We start from the raw sequence: 25,558 nt of genomic DNA on the forward strand, positions 1-25,558 counted from the left end.
GCCGGACGAGTCTGCCCGGCACCCAGGCCCGCTTCACCGCCCTGCCGTGTCCAGCGCCCCGTCCGGGGAGCGGAGTGCGGGCGCCGGGACCCACCCGTCCCGCAACCCCTCGTGCAGCCGTCGGCGCACCCCGCGCACCAGCGTGCCCGCCGTGAAAGAGGCGCCGTGCACGAAGCGCATCGCGGGCCCGAAGCCGGCCGCCGTCATCAGCCCGGCCATGAAGAGCCCGGGCACCGACGACTCGAAGTCCCGCCCCACGTAGGGCGATCCGTCCGGCATCGTCTCCAGGCCGCCGCGGACGTCGTCCGCCAGCAGTCCCAGCCGTTCGCGGCTCGCCCGGAACCCGGTGGCCGCGATGACGTGCTCCGTGTCCAGGACCGTCAGGTCACCGGCCCGGCCCACCGTCTCCAGGCGGACGCGGCCCCCGGCGTCGTGTGCCGCCGACACCTCCCGCCCCAGGAGCACCTCCACGACGGGCTCCACCCGGTCGCGCACCCACCAGGCACCCGCCGGGCCGAGGGCCGTCGCCGCGACGCGGGCGCGCGTCGGCGCCGGCAGGCGGCGGAAGAGGCCCGGACGCTCGGCGTACAACCAGTTGCGCCAGCCGCAGCCGAGGCCGCTGTGCGGGGCGCGGAGCGACTGCCACAACGGGCGCTCCCAGGGTGGGGGCACCTCGTTCCAGTACAGCCGGTCCGCGCGGGCCAGCACCCGCACCCGGGTGCCCTGTTCCGCCAGGAGCGCCGCCGTCTCCAGCGCCGCCTGGCCACCGCCGACCACCGTGACGTCCCGGTCCCGGAACCGGGCGAGGTCGCCGTGGTGGCTGCTGTGCGAGACGTACTCGGGGTCCAGGCCGCGCAGCGCCGCCGGGATCTCGACGAACGGCAGGACACCCACGGCCAGGGCCACCGTCCGCGCCCGCAGCACCTCCCCGTCCTCGGTGACCGCCTCGAAGCCCCCGGGGACGGTGCCGACGCGCGTCACCGTCCGCTCGTCGACGCCTGGCACGCCGTGACGCGCGAACCACAGGCCGTACGAGGCGAACATCTCCACGGGGATCGGTTCCCCGTGCCGCGCCCGTACCCCCTGCCCGGCGCAGTACATGTCCAGCCGCAGCCGGCCCTGCGGGTCGGAGAGATTCGACGCCCACGGCTCGGACTTGAGGAACATGCCGCGGGGCATGTGGTCCCGCCACGACGCCATGGGTCTGCCGAAGACACGCAGGCTCAGACCGGCGGCCGCGGCATGGGAGGCGATGGACAGGCCGTAGGGACCGGCCCCTACCACCAGCAGGTCGTACATCAGCACGTACTCGCTTTCTCGTCGTCGGCCGGCGGACGCGCGTCGCGCACCGGCCTCACGTCATCGGGCAACGGATTCCTGGTGTCCGGCGGTCGTGCGGGCCGGGGAAGCGGTGGTGCGATCGCGGTCCGCGGCGCGCGGTCCAGCAGGCGCGCCGCCACATGGCGGGACCACAGGGCCCACAGTGCGATCCCGGGTCCCAGGTCGTCGCGGGCGTGCCAGGCCAGCTCCCGCCCGCCCGGCCGCGTGCCGAGCGCGGTCAGCGGGGCGTAGTTCTCCGCGACGAACGTCCGACCGGGCCGCGGCGTCGGGTCCGGCAGCGGACGGTGCGTCAGGTCCAGGTGCAGGGCACGGACGACGTCCAGCCCCGAGGCATCGGTGAAGAGCCGGAACTGGGCGCCGGGGCGGGGGTTGAAGTCGAGCAGGTGATAGCGCCCGTCCGCGCCCTCCCGGCGCAGGTCGAGATCGAAGATGCCGCGGTAGCCCAGCTCCCCGGCGAGCCTCTCGGCGAGTTCCTGCACCCGCGGGTTCGGCATCCATTGGCCGACGGCGGTCAGGCCCGCGCCCCGCGGCTGGGCGCGCAGCTTGCGGCCCGGACCGCCGGCCCGCACGGCCCCCGACCGGTCGACGTACCCGTGGAAGAACCAGTCCCGGTCCGGCCCGGGCGGCAGAAAGGCCTGGAGCAGCAGTCGGCTGCCCGCCTCCGCCGACCGCCGGTACAGCGCCTGCGCCTGCTGGGCCGAGTGCACGATCACCGTGCTGCGCAGCCCGGTTCCGGCCGGCATTAGCCACGGGCGGCTCCACTTCGCCACAACGGGCATCCCGAGCCGCCAGGCCGCCGCCGCCGCCTCCGCGGGACTGTCCGGGACCAGCGTCACCGGGTGCGCGATGCCCGTACGGGCGCACAGGCCGGCCAGTTCCGCCTTGTCGGCGACGGACTCGGCGAGCGGGCCCTGCTGCCGCGGCAGCAGGTAACCCGGCCTCAGTTCCTCGCACAGATGGCCCACCGCGACGGCACTCGCGTCGTCCATGGGGATCAGGACGGCGGGACGCGCCACACGCCGGGCCACCCGCAGCAGCGTGGCGACGATGTCGCTGCGGGACGCGCCGGGCGGTGGCGGCGGGTGCAGCTCGGTCACAAATCGCGACCTGCGTACGGGACTTCCGGCGCATTCGGCGACCACGTGCACGTCCACACCCGCCCGCCCGAGGGAGCGCACCGCGCCCAGTGTTCCGTGGTGAAAGGGATTCCGGTCGATCCGCAGGAGAACGGCGGGGACGCGGCTGTCGAGAAGCGACACGGGCATTTCCTTCATGTCAATTCACCCGTGCGGGTGATCGGAGCACGCGAATTCCGGCCCCTCGGTTGGCGGACTTCGCATTTATATGACTGAGTGTCAGTGGATGGAACAGCGCAAGACGGCACAGCACGCCGGAGAGACAGCGGAGAAGAGTGGAGAGAGGAGCAGGTATGGCCGCACAGCAACGACGGCCCCGGGCCGGACGGTCGGCGTTCGTCGCGGCCGCGATCGTCGCGTCGCTCGCCCTGGCATCGGGACCGGGACACGCGGTGGGTGCGGGGGCACGAGGGGCCGCCGACCCCCCGGTGCCGGAACCCGCCTCGGCGACACCCGCCACGACGCCACCCGCCACGACGCCACCCGCCGCGGCGCCGGCACCCGCCGCCACGGGCCCGGTGACGCTTCCCGCGCCCGCCACCCCACCGGTCGGTCCGCCGGTCACCCCGCCGCCCCTCCCGCAGAGCGGGACGACCGCGCCCTCGGTGCCGAAACCCGCGGCTCTCCGGCCCGCCCTCGGCGCCTACCTCGACTACGGCCCCCGGGGCGTGGCCCGGATCGCCCGGTTCGGCGAGTGGCTGGGCGGCGCCGAACTCCGCGTCGCCCACACGTACCTGCCGGGTGACCGCTGGAGCAACATCGAGGGACGGCCCGGCTTCCTCGACGCCTGGGCGGACTGGCGCCGCGCGAAGGCCGACCGGCTCCTGGTCCTCAACGTCCCCATGATGGAGCGCAACGAGGGGCACCTCTCCGACGCCGAGGTGCGGCGGCTGCTGGCCGAGGGTGCGTCGGGCGCCTACGACAAGCACTTCCGCGTGCTGGCCGAGCGACTGGTCGCGCTGGAGGTGCCGGACACCGTCGTGGTGCTCGGCTGGGAGATGAACGGCATCACGTACACCCATCGCTGCGGTCCCGATCCGGAGGCGTGGAAGAAATACTGGAACAGAATTGTCGCGACCATGCGTTCGGTGCCGGGCCAGAAATTCCGGTTCGACTTCACTCCGAACCGTGGCCGGGACGCCATTCCCTGGACGCAGTGCTATCCCGGGGACGACACGGTCGACATCATCGGCATGGACGCGTACGACCAGCCGCAGGGCATGTCATTCGACGAACAGGTGACGGAGCCCTACGGCCTTCAGGCGCACGTGGATTTCGCCAAGGCCCACGGCAAGCCCATTTCGTATCCGGAATGGGGACTCTTCCGCAACGGCGACAACGCGACGTACATGAAGCGCATGCTCACGTGGATGGTCGAACACCAGCCGCTCTACCACACCGTCACCGACTACTGCCCGCACGGCGTGTGGCAGTGCGACGACAACCCCAGGGCGTCGCAGATCTACCGGGACATGCTCTCCGGCCGCACCGATCCGGCACCGGAGCCCACCGCACCGCCGACGAAGACACCCCCGACGGCCCCGACTCCGACTCCCGGGCGTCCGGTGAACTGCTCGCCGGTGGAACTGGGCGACTGGGTCGAGCACTGGATCGGCGGCAAGCTCTGCCTCCGCTTCGACTGGTGGTCGCGCAACCGGTGACCGCCGGGGGAGCGCCCGCCGGGCGCTCCCCCCGCGGGGCGACTCGCGGAGGGCGACGCTTCTTTCAGGACCCGTCGCCACCGCGCTCCCTCCAGCGGTGCACCAGGTCCCGGCAGAGTCCGCGGGCGGCCACACCGACGGCGACCACCGCCAGCAGCGGCGCCGTACGGCGCCGGGCGAGCAGCAGTCGCTGGTTCACGACCGTCTCGGGCCGCCAGCGGTGCTTGTACGACTCGGCGCCGCGCAGCAGGCTCAGCACCCGCCGTTCGCCGCCGATCGACTCCCGCGCGGTCGCGTCCAGCAGCATGGTGGCCACGTCCGCCTTCCGTTCGCGCAGCCGTGGATCCGAGCCGTACAGATAGCCGCCCGCGAGCCGCCGCGACAGCAGGGTGATATTGACCGCCACGACCTCGCCCTCGAGCAGGAACTCGGTCACCAGGGCGTCGCCGGAGAGGACCATGCGGCTCACCGCCCGCACCAGATGGGTGCGGAACCGGGGCCGCAGGTGCTCGGACGTCACCTTGCGGCCCTGCCACTGGAGCCGGTGCAGCTCCAGCAACCGGTGCAGTGCCGCCTCCACGCCGTCGTGGCCCACCACGCGGTGCCGGACGCCGAGGGCGGCGAGCTTGCGCAGCTTGGAGCGGGCCCGTTGGGCGCGCGGGGGCGGCATCCGGTCCAGCAGCTCCTCCATCGGCAGGGCGGGCAGCTCCATGCAGACCGAGTCGCGCTCGCGGCGCCGCGGCCCGCTCCACTGCTCGTAGAACCGCTCGGCCGCGCCGCCCGGACGCACCTCGCGGAAGTCGATCAGGGCGGTGCGGGCGGCCGCGGCGAGTCCCTCGGCGAGCGCGGGCGCCGCCCGGTCGGCGTGTTCGTCGTCCAGCAGCACGTCGGCGTAGTCCGAGATCGTCCCGCCCAGCGGTACGAGGACGGGCAGCGGCCGGCGTACGCGCATCAGCGGCGCGACGGCGCGCAGCTCGCCGCCCTCCCGGACCACGACGAGCCGCAGCGCGCCCGGGGTGCCGTACGAGAGCCACCAGGAGTGCAGCCAGGCGTGACTCTGGAACGGGGTGGTTGCCGAGCACCGCCGGTACAGCCGCTCCCAGGCCGGACCCAGCTCCGCGAACTCGTCCGCGCCGGTGACGAGTTCGGCGGCCAGGGCGCTCCGGTCGCCACCCGCGGCGCCGGTGCCCGGGATGGGCGCCGGGTAGCGGGCGGTGCCTGGAACCGGCCCGGTGGTGGTCCCGTCGGCCGCAACGCCGGCGCCCCGCCCGGTGCTCACAGCTGTCCGTGCGCGTCGGCGGCGACGGCCGGGTTCGGCACGGACGCGGCGCGCGCGGCGTCGTCCGCCGCCCGCCGGGGCCGGACGAGCAGCGCGAGCCCGCCCAGCAGCCCGCCCGCGGCGGCGCCGACCAGGCCCGTCACCGGGGGCGACGCAGAGGAGGCCTCGGCCGGCTTCACCGCGCGCGAGAACTGCAGCAGTTCCACGTGCGTGCTGCCCTTGGTGTCGTTCGCGTGCCGGGTCAGGGAGCGCGAGACGGCGTTGGCCATGTCGGCGGCCAGGTCCGGACGCGAGGAGGTGGCCGTCACGGAGACCATCGGGGCGTCCGGCGAGGTCGCGGTCCGCACACTCTCCTGGAGCGTCCTGACCGGCACCCCGGCCCACACCTGGGCGTCGCCGAGCACCGCGAGCTGCGTGGCGACCCGGCCGTACGCCTGCGCGAAGCCGAGCGCCGACGCCTGGTCCGCCTGCCCGGTCGGTACGACGACGACGTAGCTGGTCGCCGTGTACGTCGCGGGGGTCAGCACGCCGTACGTGCCGCCGGCCAGGGTGCCGAGCAGGGTGCCGCCCGCGAGCAGGGCCCAGGCCGGCAGGGCCCGCGCCCCGGACAGGGCCGGGCCGGGCCGGGCGGCCGGGCGGTGGGAGCCGGTGTGGTTGTCGGTCATCAGGAACTCACTCCCAGAGAGGTGCGGGACACCGCGGCCGCGTACACGTCCATGAGCTGGGCGGCGCTGCGGGTGATGCAGTAGTGGTGGGCGGCTTCGGGCGCCGTACGCGGCCGTGGGCCCTCGGCGCGGACCTTCTCCAGCGCCCGGGCGAACGACTCCGCGCCGCCCTGCACCCGCCGTGCGCCGAGCGCCGCGCCGGGCGGCAGGTCCTCGATCGCCGGGCAGGACACGTACAGCACGGGCAGTCCGGCGGCCAGGGCCTCGACGACGGCGAGCCCGAACGCCTCCTCCGCGCTCGGCGAGGCGAGCGTGTCCATCGCCGCCATCAGCGACGGAAGGTCGGCACCGGGGAAGCCGCCCGCGGGGCGTTCGCCGGTGAGCAGGACACGGTCCGCCACGCCCGCGCGCTGTGCGACGCGCCGCAGGACGCTCTCCTCCGCGCCGCCGCCGACCAGCAGCAGCCAGTAGTCGTCGGGGAGTCGGGCGAGTGCCCGGACCAGGACGTCGAAGCGTTTGCCCGCCGTGAGCCGGCCGACGCCGCCGACGACGTACGCGCCCGCCGGCAGCCCGAGCCGGCGGCGGGTACGTGCGCGCAGCACCGCATCGAAGCGGAAGCGGCTCACGTCGATGCCGTTCGGCACGACCTCGATGCGCGGCTCCGGCACGCCCCAGCGGCGCAGCCGGTCGGCGACGGTGGGGGAGACGGCGACGGTGGAGCTGCCGAGCCGTTCGCTGGCGAGGTACAGGGCGCGGACGCCCGTGCTGAGCGCCCGTCCCTCCATCTGCGAGTCGCCGAGGGAGTGCTCGGTGGCGACGACGGCCTTGACTCCCGCGAGCCGGGCCGCGATCCGGCCGTACACGCAGGCCCGGTAGAGGTGGGTGTGGACGAGGTCGTAGCCTCCCGCCCGGATGATCCTCACCAGCCGGGGGAGTGCCGAGAGGTCGCGGTTGCCGGTCATGCCGAGGTGGATGACGCGGACACCGTCGTCGGCGAGACCGTCGGCGACGCTGCCCGGGTTGGTGAGGGTCACCACGTCGCAGTCGACCGGCAGGTGCCGCAGCAACAGGCGCAGTTGCTGTTCGGCGCCGCCGACGCCGAGGCCGGTGATGACGTGCAGGGCCTTCATCAGACCCCCTCGGCGGGGCGGCGCCGCAGCCGGTGGAGCTTCAACTTGAGCAGCAGGCGCACGTCGGTGTCGTTCTGGCCGACGTGGACGCGGGGCAGGGCGAAGGGGCCGGTCAGGGGCCCGGGGTCGATCGCGCAGGCATAGCGGTAGCCCGCCGTCCGTACGGCGTCGACGGCCCGCTGGTCGACCGTGCCGTACGGATAGCAGAAGCCGTCGACGGGTGCGCCGATCAGGTCCGAGAGCAGCGCTCGGCTGTCGGCGACCTCGGTGTGCAGGAGCGTGTCGTCGGCCCGGGTCAGATCCACGTGGGTGAGGCCGTGCGAGCCGATCTCGATGCCCTCGGAGGCGGCGGCGACGCGGATGCCCTGCTTGCCGAGCAGCGGCTTGCGCGGGCCGAGCGGGTCCCACGCGTTGTGGCCGTCCAGCCGGCCGGGCAGCACGAAGAGGGTGGCCCCGCAGTCGTGGCGCCGCAGCAGCGGCAGGGCGTGCTCGACGAAGTCGGCGTACCCGTCGTCGAAGGTGAGGCCCACCAGGCCCCGCCCCTCGCCCCGGGCCCGGGCGGCGATCAGTGTGCCCATGCCCACGCCCCGCAGTCCGTGCCGGCGCAGCAGCCCGAGCTGCCGGTCGAGGCGGTCGGGCGAGACGGTGACGCGGTACGGGTCGTCGGAGCAGTCGCCCACGGAGTGGTACATCGCCACCCACGGGGGAGTGCCGGTGTGTCTGGAGGCACGTCGAACTCGTGCCGGGTCAGCGGAAACGGACATACGGAAGCCTTCGGGTCACGGAGCGGAGGGCGGGTGCGACGGCCTGGGCGTTCAGCGCCCAGGCCACGAGGACGAAGACGACGACGACGGCCGAGCCGCCGACGGCGAGAGCGGGCAGCGGGGAGTCCGTGCGGCTCGCACAGAACGCCCCCGCGGCCGCCGCGGCCACCGCCGCGCGCACCGGCCGGCCGATCTCGGCCACGACCTGCCGGGTACGGATCGGCACCCCGCGCCGGCCCATGCCCGAGAGCAGGAGCAGCGCGGACAGGGTGATGCCGAGGGCGTTGGCGGCGGCGATCCCGCACACGCCCCAGGGGCCGACGGCCCACGCGCCGACGCCGCCCGTGACGGCGATCCCCGCCGCCATCGCGCACATCGGGTACCAGGTGGGCCGGCCCGCCGAGAAGTACGAACGGACGAGCGCGCCGACGAGGGTGTGGCCCAGCAGGCCGAGGGCGTACACGCGCATGACGGCGGCGGTGGCCGCGGTGTCCTGGGCACCGAACGCTCCTCGCTCGAACAGCAGTTGGATCATCTGGGGAGCGCAGGCGACGACCGCCGCGGCGCCGAGCAGGACGGTGCAGGACACGACGGCCAGGTCGCGCTCCACCCGGTCCCGGGCCCGCTCGGTGTCGCCCTCCGCGAGGGCCTGCGCCACCACCGGGAAGGTGACGGTGCACAGCATGAGCGACAGCACCATCGGCATCTGGGCGACCTTCTGGGCGTAGTTCAGATGCGAGATCGCCCCGGCGGGGAGCGAGGAGGCGAGGAAGCGTTCGACGAGTACCTGCGACTGGCGGAACAGGGCGAAGAGCAGGACCGCGGCGACGAGGACCAGGTCCATGGAGCGCGCGGCGGACCCGTCGTCGTTCCCGGAACCCGGCGCGGGACCGCCGGCGCCCGGCGCGGGCCGGACGGGGGAGCCGTGGGCGGTTCCGGGTGCGGGTGCGGGCGCGGGCGGGGCGGGGGAGCCGGGGGCCGGTCCGGGCGCGGGCCGGTCCGGACGGCTGTCGGCCGTCCCGTCCTGCCTGCCGTGCCGGCCGTCGCGCGGTCGCCCCCGGAGCTGCCGCCACAGCGACGGCGCCTGCGCCAGCACCATCAGGACGCCGCCCACCGCGACCCCGGCCGCCGCCGACCGCACGCCCCAGCGCCCGCCCAGCACGAACATCGCGGTGATGATGCCGGTGTTGTAAGCGACGTAGATGGCGGCCGGCGCGACGAACCGGCGGTGCGCGCGCAGGGCCGCGCTGCAATAGCCGGCCAGCCCGAAGCTCAGGACACAGGTCGCCGTCAGCCGCGTGCAGTCCACCGCGAGCCCCGGGTCGGGCAGCCCGGGCGCCAGCACCTCGACGACGTACGGCGCCCCGGCGATCAGCAGCGCAGCCGTCGCGGTGAAGGCCGCGGTCAGGCGGGGCAGTGTGCCGGAGACGAGCGAGCGCACCGGGTCCCCGGCGGCCCCCCGGGCCCGGCGGGCCACGGCCCGGCTGAACATCGGCACCAGGACGAAGGCCAGCCCGTCCTCGATCAGCAGCGTCGCCGCGAACTCCGGCACGGTCCAGGCGATCAGGAAGGCGTCCGTCTCGCGGCCGGCCCCGAAGAGGTGCGCGAGCGCCTGGTCCCGGCCGAGGCCCAGCAGGGCGCCGACGATGGACAGGCCGACGGTGACGAGAGCGGCCTTGGCGAGGAAGCGCTGCGAGGAGGGACCGGCTGGCGCGACCGCAACCGCGTCCGCAGGCGTACCGGTGCCGGTGCCCGTACCAGCCACCGCGTCCGCGCCGGTACCGGTCACTGTGTCCGCGCCGGTACCGGTCACTGTGTCCGCACCCATACCAACGGCCATGTCCGCGCCCGTACCGGCCACCGCGTCCGCGCCGCCGGTACCAGCGGTCGTGTCAGCGCCGGTACCGGCGGCCACACCAGCTGCCGCACCGGCACCCGTACCGGCGGCCGTACCGGCTGCCGTACCGGCGGCACCGGCACCCGTACCAGCTGCCGTACCGGCACCCGTACCGGTGGCCGGGGAAGCGCCGCGCGCCGCGGGCACTGTCGTCGCGCCCTCGGACCGGGGGGGTGTCACCTTCATCGCGCCACGCCCTCTCCGAAAGGGCCCGCCGTCACGCCCGGTCGGACGGCGGCACCGCAGGGCCCGGCCGTGACGCGGCCCGGCGCCGCACAGGCGGGATCCATCAGCGCCCACCAGGCCACGAGCCCGAAGCAGACGGCGGTCAGCACGGTCGAGGGCCCGCCGATGTCGCCGTACGCGAAGTCGACCAGCTGCCAGACCAGCAGCCCGCAGGAGACGAGCGCGCAGTCGAGCCCGTGCCCGCTCCCCGGTCCGCCGCCGGGAGCCGCACCCGCCGGGTCCCGCCGCCGCACCCGGACGAGCCCGCGCAGCGCGCAGACCAGCAGCGCCAGCCAGCTCCCGGCCAGCGCCAGCAGCCCGATGAGGCCCTGCTCGCTGAGGACCAGCAGGTACATGTTGTGCGGGGAGAGCAGCGGCTGCCTGCGGAACGCGGCGCCCGCGCCCTCCGTGTCGCTGCCCGACGACAGCGCCAACGAGGCGTGTCCGTCACGGTGTTCGGGAAAACTCTTCAGTCCGACCCCGGCCGCCGGGTGCTCCCGCCACATGTCGACCGCGGCGGCCCACATCGTGTAGCGGTCGGTCACCGACCGGTCGGGCGCGTCCGTGACCTGCGTGATGCTGGTGATCCGCTCCTGGAGCATGGCGGTACCCACACCGACCCCGCCCACCAGGACGACGGCCACGGCGGCGACGGCCAGGCCCGCCTTCAGCGCGCGCCGCATCCCGGCCAGCGCCAGTTGCGCCGCGACCGTCACCGCCGTGGCGATCCACGCGCCGCGGCTGAAGGACAGCGCGAGCGGCGCCAGCAGCGTGAGCGCGCACGCGGCAGCGACGGCCCGCTGCCGGGCCGGGCCGGTCCCGAGCGCCGTCCCGACCGCGCACACCAGCCCGAACGCCACCACGGTCGCCATCCCCATGATGTCCGCCGCGCCGAACGTGCCCACGGCCCGGATCTCCTCGCCCATGTACGAGGCACCGGTCCCGGTGGCGTACTGGTGCACCCCGATCGCGCCCTGCCACAGCGCCAGGGCGACGAACGCCCAGGCGAGCAGCCGGAAGTCGCGCCGGTCCCGCAGCAGCAGCACCACGGCGGCCGGGACCAGCACGAAGATCTGCAGATAGCGGCCGAACCCGGTGAGCCCCGCCCCCGGCGACGCCGCCCCGAGGGCCGCGACCGCGAAACCGGCCACGGGCAGGGCGAGGATCACGGCGGCCGTCCGCGTCAGGGGCCGCCGCCGCTGCCGTACGAGACGGATCACGCAGTACGCCACCAGCAGCCCGGAGACGGCGTCGGCGGCTGTCGCGCCGCCCTCGCCGCCGGGCGCCACCGGCAGCGCGAGCATCGCGACCACCGCCACCACCGGCACGAGGGGCGTCCACCTGACGGTCACCGGCTCAGCTCCCCGTCGGACGGACGACCGCGACCGCCGTGCGCAGCAGGATGCAGACGTCCTGCCACAACGACCAGTCGTCGATGTACGCGTTGTCGAAGCGGCAGCGGTCCTCGATGGAGGTGTCCCCGCGCAGCCCGTGCACCTGGGCGAGCCCGGTGACGCCGGTGCGCATCCGGTGACGGCTCGCGTAACCGGGATACGTCTGGCTGAACTGGGCCACGAAATAAGGGCGTTCGGGACGCGGGCCGACCAGGCTCATGTCGCCCCGCAGGACGTTCCACAGCTGGAGCAGCTCGTCCAGCGAGGTCCGGCGCAGGAAGCGGCAGAACGGGTTCATCTCGTGCGCGTTCGCCACGCTCCACCGCGTCGCCGCCTCGTGTGCGTCGACGGGGCGGTGGGTGCGGAACTTCAGCAGCGTGAAGGGCCGCCCGTCCTTGCCGATGCGCTCCTGCCGGAAGACCACCCCGGGCCCGTCGGCCAGCCGCAGCACGGCCGCGCACACCAGCAGCAGCGGGCTGACCGCGAGCAGCAGCGCCCCGGAGACCAGCACGTCGAGCAGCCGTTTGCCCGCGCTGCCCCGGGGCCCGGTCACGCTGACGCGCCGGCAGGAGAACCCGGCCAGCCGCTCGCCGTGCACGTCGTGCGACGGCGAGTCGGCGTCGACCTCCCACACCACGCACCCGGACTCGCCCAACGCGCCGAGCAGCGGCGTGTCTTCGGCGCGGCGCCCGACGACGAGGACGTCCTGGACGCCGTTCTGGATGAGCGCCCGCTGCACCTCCTCGCCGGTGGTCAGCACCGGCAGCCCCTCGCCCCCGGACGGCTGCCGGTCGACGATGCCCACCGGCCGCACCCCGCACCGCGGGTGCCGCAGGAACGCGGCGGCCACCCGCTGCGCCCTGGCGGCGGGTCCGATCACCAGGGCCGCCCCGGGATGCCGGACCAGCGCCCTGCGCCGCCGCCAGTGGACCGTGCCGCGGCCCCCGCAGCTCGCCGCCGACTGGAGCACGCACCCCACTACCAGCGTCCTCACGGACAGCGCGTGGGCCGGCGCGAGCGCGGCCACGAGTGCCGCCAGCACGCACCAGGCCACCGCGACGCGCGCGCAGACGGCGGGCAGTTCGTCGAGGACGGCGGGCACGGCGGCCGGCCGGTACAGCGACGCGTGCCCGTTCAGGGCGACCACCACGGCCAGCAACAGGCCGACGAGGAGCGGATGCCGCTGCGTCCCGGTAAGCGCCAGGGACGCGCACAGCGCCGCACCGGCGTCCACCGCGGGCAGCGGCCAGCGCGAGGTGCGCCGTACGAAGGTCCGCCGGCCGGCGGGAAATCTGAAGCCGTCGGCGGCCTCGCGCGGAGGGATGACCGAGACGGGCGAGAATCCGTGCTCCCGTGGCTGTGCGCCGGGGGAGGGAACGGTGCTTTCCGCAGTCACGTGTGGATGGACTCCCTGCACTCGTTGTGTGCCCCGCGCGCGGCGAACTCCGCGCGCTCGGCGTGCCCGGCGGACGCCTTGCGGCGCCTGGCGGGCTGTGCGACGAGCAGCTCGCCGTACACGGCCGTGACCGCGTCGGCCATGCGCCGTACGTCGTGCGTGGCCAGTACGTGGCGACGCCCCCGACGGCCGAGCGACTCGCGCAGCGGTGGATCGGACAGCAGACCGCACAGGGCGTCGGCCAGCGGGCCCGGCGCCTCGGCGGGCACCAGGCACCGGTCCTGGAGCCCGGGCGGAAGACTTTCGCGAGCGCCGTCGACGTCCGTGATCAGGACGGGGCGCCCGCAGGACATCGCCTCCAGCGGCGCCAGCGCCATCCCCTCCCAGCGGGACGGCAGCACCACCAGGTCGGCGGCCTGGTACCAGGGCACGGAGTCTGCGGCGGCTCCGGCGAACAGCACGGATCCGGGGGCGCGAGCGCGCAGTTCCGGGCCGTCGGGACCGTCCCCGACCAGCACCAGGCGGGCTCCCGGCATCCGCCGGGCCACCGAGTGCCACGCCGCAAGCAGGACGTCCTGCCCCTTCTGCCGGCACAGCCGTCCCACGCAGACCACCAGCGGACTCCCGGCGCCCGCCCCGGCGAGCAGCGGGATCCCGGACCGCACGGCCCGCGCGTCCGCCGGACGGAAGCGCGCAGAATCCACGCCGTTGGGGATCACCCGCCACCGGCCGGCCACCCCGGCCCGCGCCCCGGTCCTGCGCTCCGCCTCGCTGACGCACACCACCCGGGTGGCCCAGCGTGCCCCCCACCGCTCCCACCGCAGCGCGAGCGCGGCGGTGACACCGCCGACCGCCTCGAACGACCAGGCGTGCGGCTGGAACACGGTCGGCAGCCGGCCCCGCAGGGCGAGCCGCACCGCGAGTCCCGCCTTGGCGCTGTGCGCGTGCAGTACGTCCGGCCGCGTCTCCTCGACGATCCTGCCGAGCTGCCACAGCTCCGACGCCAGCCCGCCGTCCGGCGAGCGCGTCGCCCGCCACAGCCGTACGTCGCTGCCGAGCATCCGGAGCGTGTCGGCGAGCCCGCCGCCGTCCGGGCACGCGACCGTGACGTGCAGTCCGGCGGCGAGCTGCGCCCGCACCAGATCCGTGACGACGCGGGCGACGCCGCCGTCGACGGGCTGGGTGACATGCAGGACCCGCGTCGCCGGGTCGGTCGGTGGCAGTGACATACGCGGTTCCTCGCTCACGGACGGCGCCGGTCGGAGCGCGTCACTGCTCGGCGTCGACAGCGACGAAGAGCGCCCCGGCCCAGGCCGCGTCCCGCTGCGCAACGAGCCGGAAGGCCAAGTGGTCACCGCCGTTCCGTAGCGCGGTGCCAAGGTCGAAGACATCGGAGTCGTAGCCGAGGGTGTTCCGGTAGGCCGGCGTACGCTGCGCGGTGGCCGGCCCCGGCTCGCTGATCGTGGAGTTCAGCACGTCGTCGGCGGGGTTGGCGGCGTCGCTCAGGGCCGTCGTACCGAGCCCGGTCGACACCATGAGCGAATCGCCGTCGCGGCCGGCGTCCCCGTTGTAGGCCACGAGGCCCGCCAGGCCACCGGCGCCCCGGCCGAGCGGCAGTCCCGGGACCCCGATCACCTGGTCCGCGCCCGGCCCGAGGGGGGCGAAGCCGTCCCACATCGCCAGGTGCCGCAGCGGCTCCGACTCCCGTTCGTACGCCACCATCAACGTCCAGCCGCCCCAGGCACCGGCCACCGAACGGCCCATCGCCACGTTGACCTGCGCGACCGTGTAGAGCCCCGACCCGCTCGCCCGCACCAGCCCGGTGACGTCCGCGGAGGCCTGGAACGCGTCCGCCCCGTGTGCCAGCCGGTGCCCGACGACGGTGTCGGCCCGCACGGCCTTGTACTCCCCGCCCGGCTCGGCCACCAGCACCCGCGCGTTGTCCTCCGGCGGTTTCTGCTCGCCCACCCGCAGGTTGCCGCCCCAGTACAGGCGCGCGTACGTGACCCGCGCGCCCGTGGGCAGACGGACCTCGCCCCGGCTGGAGTTGTAGGTGTTCGGGTCCTCGTCGACGTCGATGTAGAACATGTCGAAGTCGTCGTTCGCGGCCGTTCCGCCCGCTTGCGCGGCAGCGCACGAGGACGCCCCCGAGGTGCGGCCGGACTGCGGGCCGCGCGCGGGTGCCGTACCGCAGGTGATGGACGAGTTCGCCGCCCGGACGATCCCGCCGTGCTGGAGGGCGCGATACCGCTGCGCGAACGCGAGGCTCTCGGCCTCCGTGGCCTCCGCGGCCTCCGGGGCGGCCGGGGCGGCCGTCGCGAGGCCGCCGGGCGCCCAGAGCGAGGTAAGGGCGAAGCAGCTCACCAAGGCGCGGCGCAGCAGACGACTCGGGGAAATACGCATTCGGCGTTGCCCTTCCGAGCGGAGAAGGTTCCGGACCGGCGGAGCGGCGACCGTGTGCGGTTCGCACAGATGACGCGCCGACTCCCCAGTCCTGTCCCGGGGGTCGAAGGCCCCGGGAGGAGTGCAACTCTAGCCGGTATCGGTATTTATCGGTGAAACATCCCAAGTGTGTCGGAATGGTGAAGTCAGGCAGTCGGGACACCACTCCTTTGGAGGCGCAACCAGCGCGAGGGCCGCGCGTTGACACAGCGCCGGGCATCTCCGCCCGGTTGTTGTGTCGACTCCCAAGGAGCACCTCCCCATGTCGCGTATCGCGAAGGGCCTGGCCCTGACCTCCGTTGCCGCCGCCGCTGTGGCGGGCACCGCCGGCATCGCCGCCGCCGACAGCGAGGCGAACGGCGCCGCCGTCAACTCTCCTGGCGTGCTGTCGGGCAACGTCCTGCAGGTTCCGATCCACATCCCGGTCAACGTCTGCGGCAACACCGTCGACGTGATCGGCCTGCTGAACCCCGCGTTCGGCAACGTCTGCGTCAACGACTGACGCCGGCCCGGACCCTTCTGCCGGCCGTTCTCCCCGACGGGAGGGCGGCCGGTCCGCGTTGCCCCTAATGGACGGAGGGGGTATCCGTGCGATGACACGACGTCTCACCAGGGACGACGTTCATGACGGCGGCGTCAGGCGGGTACGGGTGCCCGTCGATCTGTTGCAGGGAAAGATCACCGCTCCCACGGTGATCACAAGCTCCTCGCAACCATCGAAGGGAACAACCATGCGTGCTCTGCCCGCACGGCGCATCGCGTCCTCCGCACTCTGCGCCACGCTCCTGCTCGGGATCGCCGCCCCGGCCGCCATGGCGGCCGACGACGGCTCGGAGCGTGGCCGCGCCCACGCGGAGGCTCCCGTCCCCGGCGCGGAAGGGCTCCTGAACCAGGCCGTGGCCGTGGCCGGCCTCGACGGGGCGCTGAACCCGGTCACCGACCTGCTCAGCGAGGTGCTCACGACGGACAACGGCCGACTCTCCGACGACGAGGCGACGGTGCTCGGCGACGCCGCGAAGGCCGCGATCGCCGACATCACCGAGGAGGCCACGGCGGAGACGCCGGCCGACCCCGTGCGGGACACCACCACCGACCCCTCGGACGAGACGCCGGACGCCGACGGCCTGCGGGACGAGGACGCCGCGGACATCGACGCCGACCTGCTCGCGGAGCTGCGGAAGGGTCTGGACAACCTGCAGGAGGTGATCGACTCGGGTGATTTCCGCAAGGTGGGGCCGGTGGCCACGAGCCTGCTGACCGGTCTCGTCGACGTCGTGGTCTCCACGGTGGTCGGCAGCGGCAGCACCGCTGCCTCGGACACCTCCGGCCTGGCGGACACGTCGGATCAGGGGGGCGCACGCCGTTCATTCGGGTAGTGGTCAGGATTTTTACCGGGCGCGGGGTTTCCGGTCGTGGCGGGGATCGTTAACCAGGGCGAAGTCGAGAGACCAGGCATAAGTCATGTCTGTATGGAATTCCTCCTGGCGACGCGAGTTGCCGAAGAAAGGAACACGATGAAGTCCCTGAAGGCCGCCGCTGTCGTTGCCGGTTCCCTGGTCGCCGCGGGCGCCGCCGCTCCCGCCTTCGCGTACGATCCAGCTCCTACCAGCCTCAACGGCGGCCTGAACGGCGCCATCGAGACCATCGGCAGCCAGCGCTCGTTGAACGTGGAGGACGTGCAGCCCCTGAAGCAGCAGTCGAACGCGCTCGACACCGAGAACAAGAACTCCCCGCTCAGCACCGCGAAGGGCGCGACGAAGGCCCTGAACAAGGCCACCAGCCCGTCGCATCTCCTGCTCGGTGGCCTTCCTCTCAAAGGTTGATCAGTTCATTTCATTGCATAGGCCGAAGGTGCCGCCGTCGCGTGCGGCAACACCGTGAACGTCGTCGGCCTCCTCAACCCCGCGTTCGAGAACATCTGCGTCAACGTGTGACGTCGTACGCCGGCGGGTGATGAGGCGGCCGGACGAATTCCGTTGCCTGGATAGGGTCTTGCGGTGACCTCAGCCTCAAGCCACACCCGTCCTTTCCGCGCCGCCGACCTCGGCACGCTCGTCGTCATGGCGTTCAGCGGCGCGGCCCCCGACGGCGACATGCCCTACCTCCTCGCCTACACCCTGGGCGACGGCGAAGGCGGCCCGGCCGGTTCCACGGCCGCGGTCAAGGAACTCCTGCGCGGAAAAGGCCTGTTGACGGACGACGAGATCCTCGACGGTGCCGAGCGGCCCGACCTGCCGCTCACTTTCTCCGTCGAAGGAAGCGAGGTCGTGATCGACATGCCGTACCTCAATGCCCGGTGCGCGGTGCCGGCCGAATGGCTGGCCGCTGTGGAGCAACGCGGCTACACCTACTTCCTGTTCACCACCCGCCCGTGGCCCGAGGCGGTGCCCGGCAGGCCCGTGGCGCCGGAGAGCCTGACGGCCTTCGCGGGTGACGAGGACGTCCTGAACAGCGCGGCGCACGTGCTCCTGCCCGCCCGTGGGGGGCGCGTCTGATGGCGGCCGTCGCCGGGCCGACGACGGCGGCCGGGGCACGGCCGACGGGCGCCGGCCGCGCACTCGCCCGTTCAAGCTGCTGGAGGACCCGGGCTTCCAGCGCTGGTACTGGCTGCTCCTCGACGTCGGCATGCTCTCCGGGATCGGTGTCGTCGGGGTGCTGACCCCGACCCGCTGGTGGGACTTCTGGACGAGCTGATCGTCGTACCGGTGCGGCGGCCGGACAGCCGCGCATCCGCGGAGCCGCACGGCCGCCCGGGCGGCCGGTCCGACAACTGCGTCGGACGGGGGAATCTTGCGCTGATGCCGTTGGCGGGATCGTTACGCGGTACGGACGCGTTGCCCCGAATCCTGAAAGGGACCGTACCTGAGATGAAGTCCACCACTCGGGCAACCCTCGCCGCCGTCCTGACCGATGTGGCGGCCCCCGCCGTCCCCGTCGCGGTGCCGCTGGGCGGCGCGGAGCGTGCCCTCGGCATGAAGCTGCTCAGGGATGCCGGAGAACTGCCGGTGCCCGTACCGGGCAGCCCGAAGGGGCCGCGGTACGTGACGGGCCACCTCCTGCCCGAACGCGCCCTCCCGCAAGTGCCGATCATGAACCTCACGTTCGGCGAGTAGCCCCATCAGGGGCCGGGCGTTCGGCGGTCTGGACCCCGGCACCCGGCCTCCCACCGCGGCCGCCACGCGCCACGGGACCCGACAAGGAGAGAACGATGTCCGTCAGCAGAGTGCCGGTGCCTCCGACCGGCCCGGTGGAGGTCGGGAACAGAACCCGCCGGCATGTCATGGGCGCCATGTTCGCCTCGCTCGTCGCGGTCTCGGCGGTCCCCGTCGTCGCGGCGTCGAGGCCGTCGGGGGGCGACGAGGTGGTGTCCGACCCGAGCGACGTGGCGGACACCTTCGAGGAGACGTACCGCGGGCACCACCTCCACGGTGTCTACTCCGTCGCGGGCCCTGCCGCCTACGACAGCGGACAGTGGCACGTCACCGTGGCCGGACGGCCGCTGCATCTCATGCGGCGCGCAGACGGTTCGTACCTGAGCATGGTGGACCACTACGAGTCCTACCCCACCCCGCTCGCCGCGGCGCGCGCGGCCGTCGACGAGCTGGGCGCCGCCCAGCGCCTGCGCGGCCTCGCGGCCGGGGGGAGGCACGATGGTGTACACGCGTAGGGACGTCAGTTCCCTGACCCGCGCCGAGCGGCGGCGGTTCGTCGCGGCACTGCTGGAGATCAAGCGCCGCGGCGAGTACGACGACTTCGTGCGGATGCACATCGAGTACTACGTCTCCGACGGCGACGACGGTCTGCGCACGGCCCACATGGCTCCGTCGTTCCTGCCCTGGCACCGCAGATTCCTGCTGGACCTGGAGCGGGCGCTGCGGCGGGTGGATTCCTCGGTGAGCGTGCCCTACTGGGACTGGACGCGCAGCCGCACGCCGTCCTCCGCCCCCTGGACGGCGGACCTGCTCGGCGGCAACGGCCGGCGCTCCGACCACCGGGTCATGAGCGGGCCCTTCGCCTACGGGAACGGGAAGTGGAAGATCAAGGAGGGGGTCACCGACATCGAGTACCTCACCCGTGACTTCGGCCGCCCCCGGGATCCGATCACTCTGCCGACGGCGGCCGAGCTGGCCGGCGCTCTGGACGATCCCGTCTATGACGCACACCCCTGGAACTCGACGTCGGCGCGGGGGTTCCGCAACAAACTCGAGGGATGGGGGCCCGGCAGTGGCGCGTGGCGCAACCACAACCGCGTCCACCGCTGGGTCGGCGGGCACATGCTCGGCGGTGCCTCCGTCAACGACCCGGTCTTCTGGCTGCACCACGCCTTCGTGGATCTGCTCTGGACCCGCTGGCAGCGAAAACACCGGGGAGCGCGCTACCTGCCCGCGAGCCCGCCCGGGCCGGGCAGTTCACAGTACCGGCGGATCGTCGCGCGGCACGAGGCGATGCCTCCGTGGAACGTGACGCCGGATCAGCTGGAGGATGTCGGCGGGATCTACCGGTACGCGTGACCGGCGCCGGCCCCCTGTCGTGCGAGACCCCCGGCGGTACCACTGCCGGGGGTCGTTGAGCGTGTGCGGGCCGCGCCGCTCAGCGGCCGTAGCCGCTGTCCTTCTTGTTGTCGTGGTGGTGGTAGTGCTTGTCGCCGCTCTTGTTGATGCAGGTGTTGCCGAAGGCAGGGTTCAGCAGGCCGACGACGTTGATCGTGTTCCCGCACAGGTTGATCGGCACGTGAACCGGAACCTGCACGACGTTGCCGGACAGGACGCCGGGCGAGCCGACGGCGGCGGCGCTGGCGTCGGCATCGGCGGTGGCCAGGCCGGCCCCGCTGAGGACCACGGCACTGGTGCCGAGAACGACAGTGGCTGCCTTCGCGATGCGGGACATCACGTTCTCCTTCTACTCGGTAAGCGCGGCCGCACGAACGCGACCGCACTTCCCTTCAACGCTCCCGGTCACGGGTGGTAACGGCGATCAGCGCTGCGTCACCCTTATCGACGGGGAAAGCTCCGGGAGCGGGGCCAGGAACCGGGAGAAACGGTTCTTGGGCGCACGCTGGTGCTGGTCACCGCACGGGTTCACCGGGTCGAGGTGAAGCCGCGTTCCGACGCACCTGTGCTCCGCACGATCCTTCTCACAGCGATGTGCATCCGGACACCGGAGAACCCTCATGCGTTTTCGCAGGGGACAGGGTATGTGCGCCCCCGGCAGGACTCGAACCTGCGGCCAAGCGCTTAGAAGGCGCCTGCTCTATCCACTGAGCTACGGGGGCCGGGTGTGGTGGCCTGTGTCCTGGTGTTGCCCGGGTGTGGGCTGCTCCGTGACGGTGCCGGGGACAAGGATAGGGCTCCCGCGTCCTTGTCCTTGATGCTTCCCCTCCGTGGCTCGATGTGGAGGTTCGGTGAAGCGGTCCTGATAATCGCAGGCAGGTACGAATCGTGCACCGCTTTTGGCCTCTGGCGCACCGGGTGTTGTGCACTCGTTATGCCTGCGCCCCAGTCATCCCTTCCGCCCCCTTGTGTCCGGTCGGCGCGCAGGCGTGCCCATATGCTTCAGAAAGCCTCCAAAATTGGGCATTCTTCGCATGTGGTGACCTTGGACGTACGGCCTCAGCTGCTCGACGCACTCTCCGCCCTGCGCGACCGTGTCGCCGCCGCACGCTTTCCGCTGCCCCTGGCTGGGGCTCCACGCGCGCGTGCCAACCGCGACGAACTGCTCGCACAGCTCGACGACTATCTGGTGCCCAGGTTGAGAGACCCCGAAGCGCCCTTGCTGGCCGTGGTGGGCGGATCCACCGGGGCCGGCAAGTCGACCCTGGTGAACTCCCTCGTGGGGCGCCGGGTGAGCGAGGCGGGAGTGCTGCGGCCGACCACCCGCACCCCGGTGCTGGTCTGTCATCCGGAGGACCATCACTGGTTCAGCGGGATGCGGGTGCTGCCCGACCTCACGCGCGTGTGGGTGCCTCACCAGGAGCCCGGCGACGACATGCACACACCCGTCGAACGCGGTGAGCGGGTGCTGCGCGTCGAGACCGCCGACACGCTGCCACCGGGCCTCGCCCTGCTCGACGCGCCCGACGTCGACTCGCTGGTCGCCGACAACCGCGTCCTCGCCGCCGAACTCATCTGCGCCGCCGACATCTGGGTCATGGTGACCACGGCCGCCCGGTACGCCGACGCGGTGCCCTGGCACCTGCTGCGTACGGCCAAGGAGAACCAGGCGACGCTGGTCACCGTGCTCGACCGGGTGCCCCACCAGGTGGTGTCCGAGGTGTCACGGCAGTACGGCGCCCTGCTCGCCAAGGCCGGACTCGGCGACGTGCCCCGTTTCACCGTGCCCGAACTGCCCGAGTCGGCCTGGGGCGGTGGGCTTCTCCCCGCGACCGCGGTCGCGCCGCTGCGGACCTGGCTCATCCATCACGTCCAGGATCCCGCGGCCCGCCACCAGGCGATGGCCCGCACCGCCTACGGCGCCCTCGACTCACTGAAGTCCCGGATGCCCGAACTGGCCGCCGCGGCCGCCGCGCAGTACGCCGCCGCCCTGCGGCTCACCGCCGCCGTGGACGGGGCCTACGACAGCGAGTACGCGCGCGTGCGGAGCCGCCTGCAGTCCGGGGCCGTGCTCGCCGGGGACGCGCTGAAGCGCTGGCGCGCCTATCCGCTGGACTGCACGGCGGGCGAACTGCTGGACGCGCTCGTCGAGAGCCTCGGAGCGCTCGTGCTGTGCGCCGTCACCGCCGCCGACGAACGGATCGACGAGGCCTGGCGGCGGGAACCCGCGGCGGCCGCGCCGGGGCTGACGGACCGTGACCCGATCCTGGAGAGCGCCGAGCACCGCGTCGGGATGGCCGTACGGCGCTGGCGGCGGGTCCTGGAGGAGTACGCGGAGGAGGAGGTCCGTGACCTCGACAAGAGCGTCGCACCGGACGCCGAGGTGGTGGCCGCGCTGGTCGCGACCACGCTCCTGGGCGGCCGCCGGGGGAGAGCCGCCGGTGAGGGACTCGCCGAGCGGATCGGCGCGCACGGCGCCCTGCGGCTGCGGGACCGGGGCGGGCGCCTGCTCACCGACTACCTCGACAGGGCGCTGCACACCGAGCGCGAGCGCCGTCTCGCGCCCCTCGACGCACTCGACGTACACCCAGAACCCCAGGCCGAACTCATCGCCGCGCTGTCCGTACTGCAGAAGGAGAGGTGACCGCTGTGACCGCCGTCACTGACCGCACGGATCACGCCGACCGTCCCGGAGACGACCCCGCAGGGGACGGCACTTCCACAAACGGCTCCCCAAGGGACGGCACTTCGGGAAACGGCTCCCCAAGGGACGGCACTTCCGGGAAAAGCTCCCCCAGGGACGGCACTTCGAAGGACGATTTCCACGGGAGTGCCCGTTGCGAAACCGGAGCCCCCGCGGAGGCCGGGAGCGGTGGGCGTCCGGCACGGGAGCCGTCCGAGGGCGGACGCGCCGGCAACGCTTCCTCCAACGGTGGCCACGCGCGCGTGGAGCGCGAGGAGGCGGGCCCGCGCCACGCGCGCGCCGAGGACGGCAAGGACGACACCGCCCCGGGGGCCGGCAGGACGATCAAACCGATCAGGTTCATCTCCAGGAAAGGCGGCGACAAGGACGAGCGCGGCGGCGGGGACGGTGATGACCACGCCGACGAGGGCGCCGGGGCGGAGTCCGCGCGGGGCTGGGACGACGGACTGATCGCGCGGCGGGTGTCCGAAACGGACACCCCGCAGGAGACACCCGTGGTGGAGACCAGGGCCGCCGTCCAGGCGCCGCCCGCCCCTCTCGCGTACGACGGGCCGCTGCGGGCGCGTCTCGACGCCCTGCGCGAACTCGTGGGTCTGTCCCGCGCCCGGCTCGACAACAGGACCCTCTCCGAGGCGGGCAGGGTCCTGGACGAGGCGGCGGCCCGGCGCAAACTCTCCGGACAGCACACGGTGGTCGCCATCGCCGGAGCCACCGGCAGCGGCAAGTCCCAGCTCTTCAACGCGCTCGCCGGGGTGGCCATCTCGGAGACCGGCGTACGCCGGCCGACCACGGCGGCCCCCATCGCGTGCAGCTGGAGCGACGGCGCGGCCACGCTCATCGACCGGCTCGGCATCCCCGGACGGCTGCGCCGCAGGCCGTTGCAGAGTCCCGAGGCGGAGTCGCAGCTGCGCGGGCTCGTCCTGGTGGACCTGCCCGACCACGACTCGGCGGCCGTCCAGCACCGCGAACACGTGGACCGCATCCTGGCGCTCGTCGACGCGGTCATCTGGGTGGTCGATCCCGAGAAGTACGCGGACGCGGTACTCCACGAGCGCTATCTGCGTCCCATGGCGGCGCACGCGGAGGTCACCTTCGTGGTCCTCAACCAGGTGGACCGGCTCCCCGGTGAGGCCGCCGACCAGGTCCTCGACGACCTGCGGCGGCTGCTCGACGAGGACGGCATCGCCCTGGGGGAGTACGGCGAGCCGGGCGCCACCGTGCTTGCTGTGTCCGGGCTCACCGGGCACGGAATCGGTGAACTGCGCGAGGCGCTCGGTCAGTTCGTGGCGGAGCGCGGCGCCGCGGCACGCCGGATCTGCGCCGACCTGGACGTGGCCGCGGCCCGGCTGTGGCCCGTCTACGCGACCGGTCGGCGCGCCGGGCTCAGCGAGGAGGCACGCGACGAGTTCGCCGACCGGCTCGCCGACGCGGTGGGCGCCACCGCCGCGGGGGACGCGGCCGAGCGCGCGTGGCTGCGCAACGCGAACCGCGCGTGCGGCACTCCCTGGCTGAGGCTGTGGCGCTGGTACCAGGACCGGCGCGAACCCCCGACCGGGCGGCTGCCGGTGCGGGCGCCCGCGGACGAGGAGGCCACCGCGCGCCAGCGCGTCGAGCAGGCGGTGCGTACGGTAGCGGAACGGGCGGCGTACGGGCTGCCCGTGCCCTGGGCGCTGGCGGTGCGCGAGGCGGCCGCCCGGGGCGCGCAGGGGCTGCCGGAGGCGCTGGACGAGCTCGCGGTAAGTGCGGGAGGCCCGCCCGGGCGGCCGCCGCGGCCCGGCTGGTGGCCGGTGGCGGTGTTCGCCCAGGCCGCCATGACGGTCCTCCAGATCGTCGGCGGGCTGTGGCTGTTGGGTCAGATCATCGGGTTCATGGCGCCGAACCTCGGTGTGCCGGTGCTGCTGATGGTGGCGGGCATCGTCGGTGGTCCGGTCGTGGAGTGGAGCAGCAAACTGGCGGCGCGCGGCCCGGCGCGCAGATACGGGCTCGAAGCGGAACGGCGGCTGCGGGAAACGGCCGCCGGGTGCGGACGGGCCCGGGTGCTCGACCCGGTGGCGGCAGAACTGCTGCGGTACCGGGAGGTGCGGGAACAGTTCGGGAGGGTCGTGGGGGCGCGGGTTTAAGGCCTCCCCCGCTGCGGGGGAGGCGCGGGTTCAAGGCCTCCCCCGCAGGGGGCCGCGCCGTTGGGCAGGGCGCCCCCTGGGTGGGGGGCGGCTGCTGGCGGGGGTGGGTGTGCCGAATCCGTCGTGCGGGGCCGCGGGTCTGTCGGAACTGCGGAACTCCTCGTTCGGGTGCCCGAGTTGTCCACAACCCGGCGACGGTCCACAGCCCTCAGCGGGCCCGGCCCGGCGGAGGCAGTCTGGTCCCACGGCGATCGCACCGACGTGACCGCCGCGGCAGACGCAGCCGTACGGGCCCGGCCTGTACGCCTGTCCGCGATCCGCCCGGCAAGGCTGCCGGGGTGAGGGAGGGGTTCGGTATGAACGAGACCATGGTGTGCGCGGTGGGGAACGTGGCGACGCAGCCGGTGTACCGGGAGTTGGGGTCGGGGGCCTCGGCCCGCTTCCGGCTCGCCGTGACCGCGCGGTACTGGGACCGCGAGAAGAGCACCTGGACGGACGGGCACACCAACTTCTTCACGGTGTGGGCCAACCGGGCGCTCGCGACCAACGTGGGGGCGTCCCTCTCGGTGGGCGACCCGGTCATCGTGCAGGGCAGGCTGAAGGTGCGCACCGAGGTGCGCGAGGGGCAGAGCCGGACGTCGGCGGACATCGACGCGGTGGCGGTCGGCCACGACCTGTCACGAGGGACGTCGGCATTCCGTCGCCCGTCCGGCAAGGGGGAGTCCGGCGTTCCCACCGCATCCAGGTCCGAGCCCGAATGGGAGACGGTTCCGGGGAGCCGGACCGAGCCGGCGGCGCAGGAGCAGCCGGTGCCCGCCGTGGTGACGTGATGTCAGAGATCGGACCGAACTGAC

24 protein-coding genes, 1 tRNA gene and 1 pseudogene are annotated in these 25,558 nt (G+C 73.6%); 13 read left to right on the forward strand and 13 right to left on the reverse strand.

The annotated features are described in order from the left end of the window. Positions 1–33: 33 nt before the first annotated feature. Together AC0ZLC_RS09430 and AC0ZLC_RS09435 are read right to left on the reverse strand one after the other, a co-directional pair. Positions 34–1,299 (reverse strand): FAD-dependent oxidoreductase, encoded by a 1,266-nt coding sequence (locus AC0ZLC_RS09430; RefSeq protein WP_476751589.1) that lies wholly within the window; start codon positions 1,297–1,299, stop codon positions 34–36. Continuing rightward, positions 1,299–2,606 (reverse strand): carboxylate--amine ligase, encoded by a 1,308-nt coding sequence (locus tag AC0ZLC_RS09435; protein ID WP_476751590.1) that lies wholly within the window; start codon positions 2,604–2,606, stop codon positions 1,299–1,301. Before AC0ZLC_RS09435 ends, AC0ZLC_RS09430 begins: the two co-directional genes overlap by 1 nt. Before the next feature lie 164 nt (positions 2,607–2,770). On the opposite strand from AC0ZLC_RS09435, the gene AC0ZLC_RS09440 reads away from it, so the two are divergent. Further along, positions 2,771–4,138 (forward strand): glycoside hydrolase family 26 protein, encoded by a 1,368-nt coding sequence (locus tag AC0ZLC_RS09440; protein WP_476751439.1) that lies wholly within the window; start codon positions 2,771–2,773, stop codon positions 4,136–4,138. A gap of 64 nt (positions 4,139–4,202) precedes the next feature. On the opposite strand, the gene AC0ZLC_RS09445 is transcribed toward AC0ZLC_RS09440, so the two are convergent. The 9 genes from AC0ZLC_RS09445 to AC0ZLC_RS09485 all read right to left on the reverse strand — a co-directional run bounded on the left by AC0ZLC_RS09445 (position 4,203) and on the right by AC0ZLC_RS09485 (position 15,291). Beyond that, positions 4,203–5,333, reverse strand: a complete 1,131-nt coding sequence (locus tag AC0ZLC_RS09445) for a GNAT family N-acetyltransferase (RefSeq protein WP_476751591.1) — start codon at positions 5,331–5,333, stop codon at positions 4,203–4,205. An 80-nt stretch (positions 5,334–5,413) separates the two neighbouring features. After that, positions 5,414–6,082, reverse strand: coding sequence for a YveK family protein (locus tag AC0ZLC_RS09450; protein WP_476751440.1), 669 nt, complete (start codon positions 6,080–6,082; stop codon positions 5,414–5,416). Further along, positions 6,082–7,212, reverse strand: coding sequence for a glycosyltransferase (locus AC0ZLC_RS09455; protein ID WP_476751441.1), 1,131 nt, complete (start codon positions 7,210–7,212; stop codon positions 6,082–6,084). Before AC0ZLC_RS09455 ends, AC0ZLC_RS09450 begins: the two co-directional genes overlap by 1 nt. Further along, complete coding sequence (locus AC0ZLC_RS09460) at positions 7,212–7,904, reverse strand: polysaccharide deacetylase family protein (protein ID WP_476751592.1); 693 nt, start codon at positions 7,902–7,904, stop codon at positions 7,212–7,214. Before AC0ZLC_RS09460 ends, AC0ZLC_RS09455 begins: the two co-directional genes overlap by 1 nt. Positions 7,905–7,959: 55 nt before the next feature. Next, entirely contained in the window at positions 7,960–9,816 is a 1,857-nt protein-coding gene (murJ, locus tag AC0ZLC_RS09465; protein ID WP_476751442.1) for a murein biosynthesis integral membrane protein MurJ, read from the reverse strand. A 239-nt stretch (positions 9,817–10,055) separates the two neighbouring features. After that, positions 10,056–11,402: an O-antigen ligase family protein gene (locus AC0ZLC_RS09470; protein WP_476751593.1), complete on the reverse strand. Its 1,347-nt coding sequence runs from the start codon at positions 11,400–11,402 to the stop codon at positions 10,056–10,058. A 52-nt stretch (positions 11,403–11,454) separates the two neighbouring features. Continuing rightward, positions 11,455–12,888, reverse strand: a complete 1,434-nt coding sequence (locus AC0ZLC_RS09475; protein WP_476751443.1) for an exopolysaccharide biosynthesis polyprenyl glycosylphosphotransferase — start codon at positions 12,886–12,888, stop codon at positions 11,455–11,457. Continuing rightward, positions 12,885–14,117: a glycosyltransferase family 4 protein gene (locus tag AC0ZLC_RS09480; protein WP_476751444.1), complete on the reverse strand. Its 1,233-nt coding sequence runs from the start codon at positions 14,115–14,117 to the stop codon at positions 12,885–12,887. Before AC0ZLC_RS09480 ends, AC0ZLC_RS09475 begins: the two co-directional genes overlap by 4 nt. Positions 14,118–14,157: 40 nt before the next feature. Beyond that, positions 14,158–15,291 carry a DUF3344 domain-containing protein gene (locus AC0ZLC_RS09485; RefSeq protein WP_476751445.1) on the reverse strand — a complete coding sequence of 378 codons (1,134 nt, stop codon included), beginning with the start codon at positions 15,289–15,291 and terminating at the stop codon, positions 14,158–14,160. Positions 15,292–15,592: 301 nt separating this feature from the next. Between AC0ZLC_RS09485 and chpG the strand changes: the two genes are divergently transcribed. From chpG to AC0ZLC_RS09530, 9 genes and pseudogenes are all read left to right on the forward strand, one after another. Further along, the gene (gene chpG, locus AC0ZLC_RS09490; protein ID WP_476751446.1) at positions 15,593–15,832 is read left to right on the forward strand and encodes a chaplin ChpG; all 240 of its coding nucleotides are present in this window, start codon (positions 15,593–15,595) and stop codon (positions 15,830–15,832) included. Positions 15,833–16,061: 229 nt separating this feature from the next. Continuing rightward, positions 16,062–16,706 carry a hypothetical protein gene (locus AC0ZLC_RS09495; RefSeq protein WP_476751447.1) on the forward strand — a complete coding sequence of 215 codons (645 nt, stop codon included), beginning with the start codon at positions 16,062–16,064 and terminating at the stop codon, positions 16,704–16,706. Positions 16,707–16,844: 138 nt separating this feature from the next. Further along, on the forward strand, positions 16,845–17,153 hold the full coding sequence (locus AC0ZLC_RS09500) for a hypothetical protein (RefSeq protein ID WP_476751448.1): 309 nt from the start codon (positions 16,845–16,847) through the stop codon (positions 17,151–17,153). A gap of 45 nt (positions 17,154–17,198) precedes the next feature. Beyond that, positions 17,199–17,264 (forward strand): annotated as a pseudogene (locus AC0ZLC_RS09505) (chaplin family protein); the annotation flags it as partial. A 63-nt stretch (positions 17,265–17,327) separates the two neighbouring features. Further along, entirely contained in the window at positions 17,328–17,825 is a 498-nt protein-coding gene (locus tag AC0ZLC_RS09510) for a DUF5949 family protein (RefSeq protein WP_476751449.1), read from the forward strand. Further along, the gene (locus tag AC0ZLC_RS09515; protein WP_476751450.1) at positions 17,809–18,024 is read left to right on the forward strand and encodes a hypothetical protein; all 216 of its coding nucleotides are present in this window, start codon (positions 17,809–17,811) and stop codon (positions 18,022–18,024) included. Before AC0ZLC_RS09510 ends, AC0ZLC_RS09515 begins: the two co-directional genes overlap by 17 nt. 173 nt (positions 18,025–18,197) lie before the next feature. Then, on the forward strand, positions 18,198–18,443 hold the full coding sequence (locus tag AC0ZLC_RS09520) for a hypothetical protein (RefSeq protein ID WP_476751451.1): 246 nt from the start codon (positions 18,198–18,200) through the stop codon (positions 18,441–18,443). Between the two features lie 95 nt (positions 18,444–18,538). Next, positions 18,539–18,997, forward strand: a complete 459-nt coding sequence (locus tag AC0ZLC_RS09525; protein WP_476751452.1) for a tyrosinase family oxidase copper chaperone — start codon at positions 18,539–18,541, stop codon at positions 18,995–18,997. Then, a complete protein-coding gene (locus tag AC0ZLC_RS09530; protein ID WP_476751453.1) occupies positions 18,981–19,841 on the forward strand; it encodes a tyrosinase family protein in 861 nt (286 codons plus the stop codon). The genes AC0ZLC_RS09525 and AC0ZLC_RS09530 overlap by 17 nt, the downstream gene beginning before the upstream one ends. Positions 19,842–19,920: 79 nt before the next feature. Here AC0ZLC_RS09530 and AC0ZLC_RS09535 read toward each other — a convergent pair whose 3' ends face one another. Both AC0ZLC_RS09535 and AC0ZLC_RS09540 read right to left on the reverse strand, forming a co-directional pair. Next, positions 19,921–20,217: a chaplin gene (locus tag AC0ZLC_RS09535; RefSeq protein ID WP_476751454.1), complete on the reverse strand. Its 297-nt coding sequence runs from the start codon at positions 20,215–20,217 to the stop codon at positions 19,921–19,923. Between the two features lie 312 nt (positions 20,218–20,529). Beyond that, a tRNA-Arg gene (locus AC0ZLC_RS09540) sits at positions 20,530–20,602 on the reverse strand. Between the two features lie 314 nt (positions 20,603–20,916). Here AC0ZLC_RS09540 and AC0ZLC_RS09545 point away from each other — a divergent pair. From AC0ZLC_RS09545 to AC0ZLC_RS09555, 3 genes are all read left to right on the forward strand, one after another. Then, complete coding sequence (locus tag AC0ZLC_RS09545; RefSeq protein WP_476751455.1) at positions 20,917–22,524, forward strand: dynamin family protein; 1,608 nt, start codon at positions 20,917–20,919, stop codon at positions 22,522–22,524. 5 nt (positions 22,525–22,529) lie between these two features. Continuing rightward, positions 22,530–24,704, forward strand: coding sequence for a YfjP family GTPase (locus AC0ZLC_RS09550; RefSeq protein WP_476751456.1), 2,175 nt, complete (start codon positions 22,530–22,532; stop codon positions 24,702–24,704). Between the two features lie 356 nt (positions 24,705–25,060). Continuing rightward, positions 25,061–25,534 (forward strand): single-stranded DNA-binding protein, encoded by a 474-nt coding sequence (locus AC0ZLC_RS09555; protein ID WP_476751457.1) that lies wholly within the window; start codon positions 25,061–25,063, stop codon positions 25,532–25,534. Positions 25,535–25,558: the final 24 nt, after the last annotated feature.

It is taken from the genome of Streptomyces sp. GLSS-08 (assembly GCF_056387915.1).

Excerpts from the sequence above, each read along its gene's own strand:
- AC0ZLC_RS09430 (WP_476751589.1), bottom strand. The coding sequence starts at position 1,299 with ATGTACGACCTGCTGGTGGTAGGGGCCGGTCCCTACGGCCTGTCCATC.
- AC0ZLC_RS09435 (WP_476751590.1), bottom strand. The coding sequence starts at position 2,606 with ATGCCCGTGTCGCTTCTCGACAGCCGCGTCCCCGCCGTTCTCCTGCGG.
- AC0ZLC_RS09440 (WP_476751439.1), top strand. The coding sequence starts at position 2,771 with ATGGCCGCACAGCAACGACGGCCCCGGGCCGGACGGTCGGCGTTCGTC.
- AC0ZLC_RS09450 (WP_476751440.1), bottom strand. The coding sequence starts at position 6,082 with ATGACCGACAACCACACCGGCTCCCACCGCCCGGCCGCCCGGCCCGGC.
- AC0ZLC_RS09455 (WP_476751441.1), bottom strand. The coding sequence starts at position 7,212 with ATGAAGGCCCTGCACGTCATCACCGGCCTCGGCGTCGGCGGCGCCGAA.
- AC0ZLC_RS09460 (WP_476751592.1), bottom strand. The coding sequence starts at position 7,904 with ATGTACCACTCCGTGGGCGACTGCTCCGACGACCCGTACCGCGTCACC.
- murJ (WP_476751442.1), bottom strand. The coding sequence starts at position 9,816 with ATGGCCGTTGGTATGGGTGCGGACACAGTGACCGGTACCGGCGCGGAC.
- AC0ZLC_RS09470 (WP_476751593.1), bottom strand. The coding sequence starts at position 11,402 with ATGCTCGCGCTGCCGGTGGCGCCCGGCGGCGAGGGCGGCGCGACAGCC.
- AC0ZLC_RS09480 (WP_476751444.1), bottom strand. The coding sequence starts at position 14,117 with ATGTCACTGCCACCGACCGACCCGGCGACGCGGGTCCTGCATGTCACC.
- AC0ZLC_RS09485 (WP_476751445.1), bottom strand. The coding sequence starts at position 15,291 with ATGCGTATTTCCCCGAGTCGTCTGCTGCGCCGCGCCTTGGTGAGCTGC.
- chpG (WP_476751446.1), top strand. The coding sequence starts at position 15,593 with ATGTCGCGTATCGCGAAGGGCCTGGCCCTGACCTCCGTTGCCGCCGCC.
- AC0ZLC_RS09495 (WP_476751447.1), top strand. The coding sequence starts at position 16,062 with ATGCGTGCTCTGCCCGCACGGCGCATCGCGTCCTCCGCACTCTGCGCC.
- AC0ZLC_RS09500 (WP_476751448.1), top strand. The coding sequence starts at position 16,845 with ATGAAGTCCCTGAAGGCCGCCGCTGTCGTTGCCGGTTCCCTGGTCGCC.
- AC0ZLC_RS09520 (WP_476751451.1), top strand. The coding sequence starts at position 18,198 with ATGAAGTCCACCACTCGGGCAACCCTCGCCGCCGTCCTGACCGATGTG.
- AC0ZLC_RS09525 (WP_476751452.1), top strand. The coding sequence starts at position 18,539 with ATGTCCGTCAGCAGAGTGCCGGTGCCTCCGACCGGCCCGGTGGAGGTC.
- AC0ZLC_RS09530 (WP_476751453.1), top strand. The coding sequence starts at position 18,981 with ATGGTGTACACGCGTAGGGACGTCAGTTCCCTGACCCGCGCCGAGCGG.
- AC0ZLC_RS09535 (WP_476751454.1), bottom strand. The coding sequence starts at position 20,217 with ATGTCCCGCATCGCGAAGGCAGCCACTGTCGTTCTCGGCACCAGTGCC.
- AC0ZLC_RS09555 (WP_476751457.1), top strand. The coding sequence starts at position 25,061 with ATGAACGAGACCATGGTGTGCGCGGTGGGGAACGTGGCGACGCAGCCG.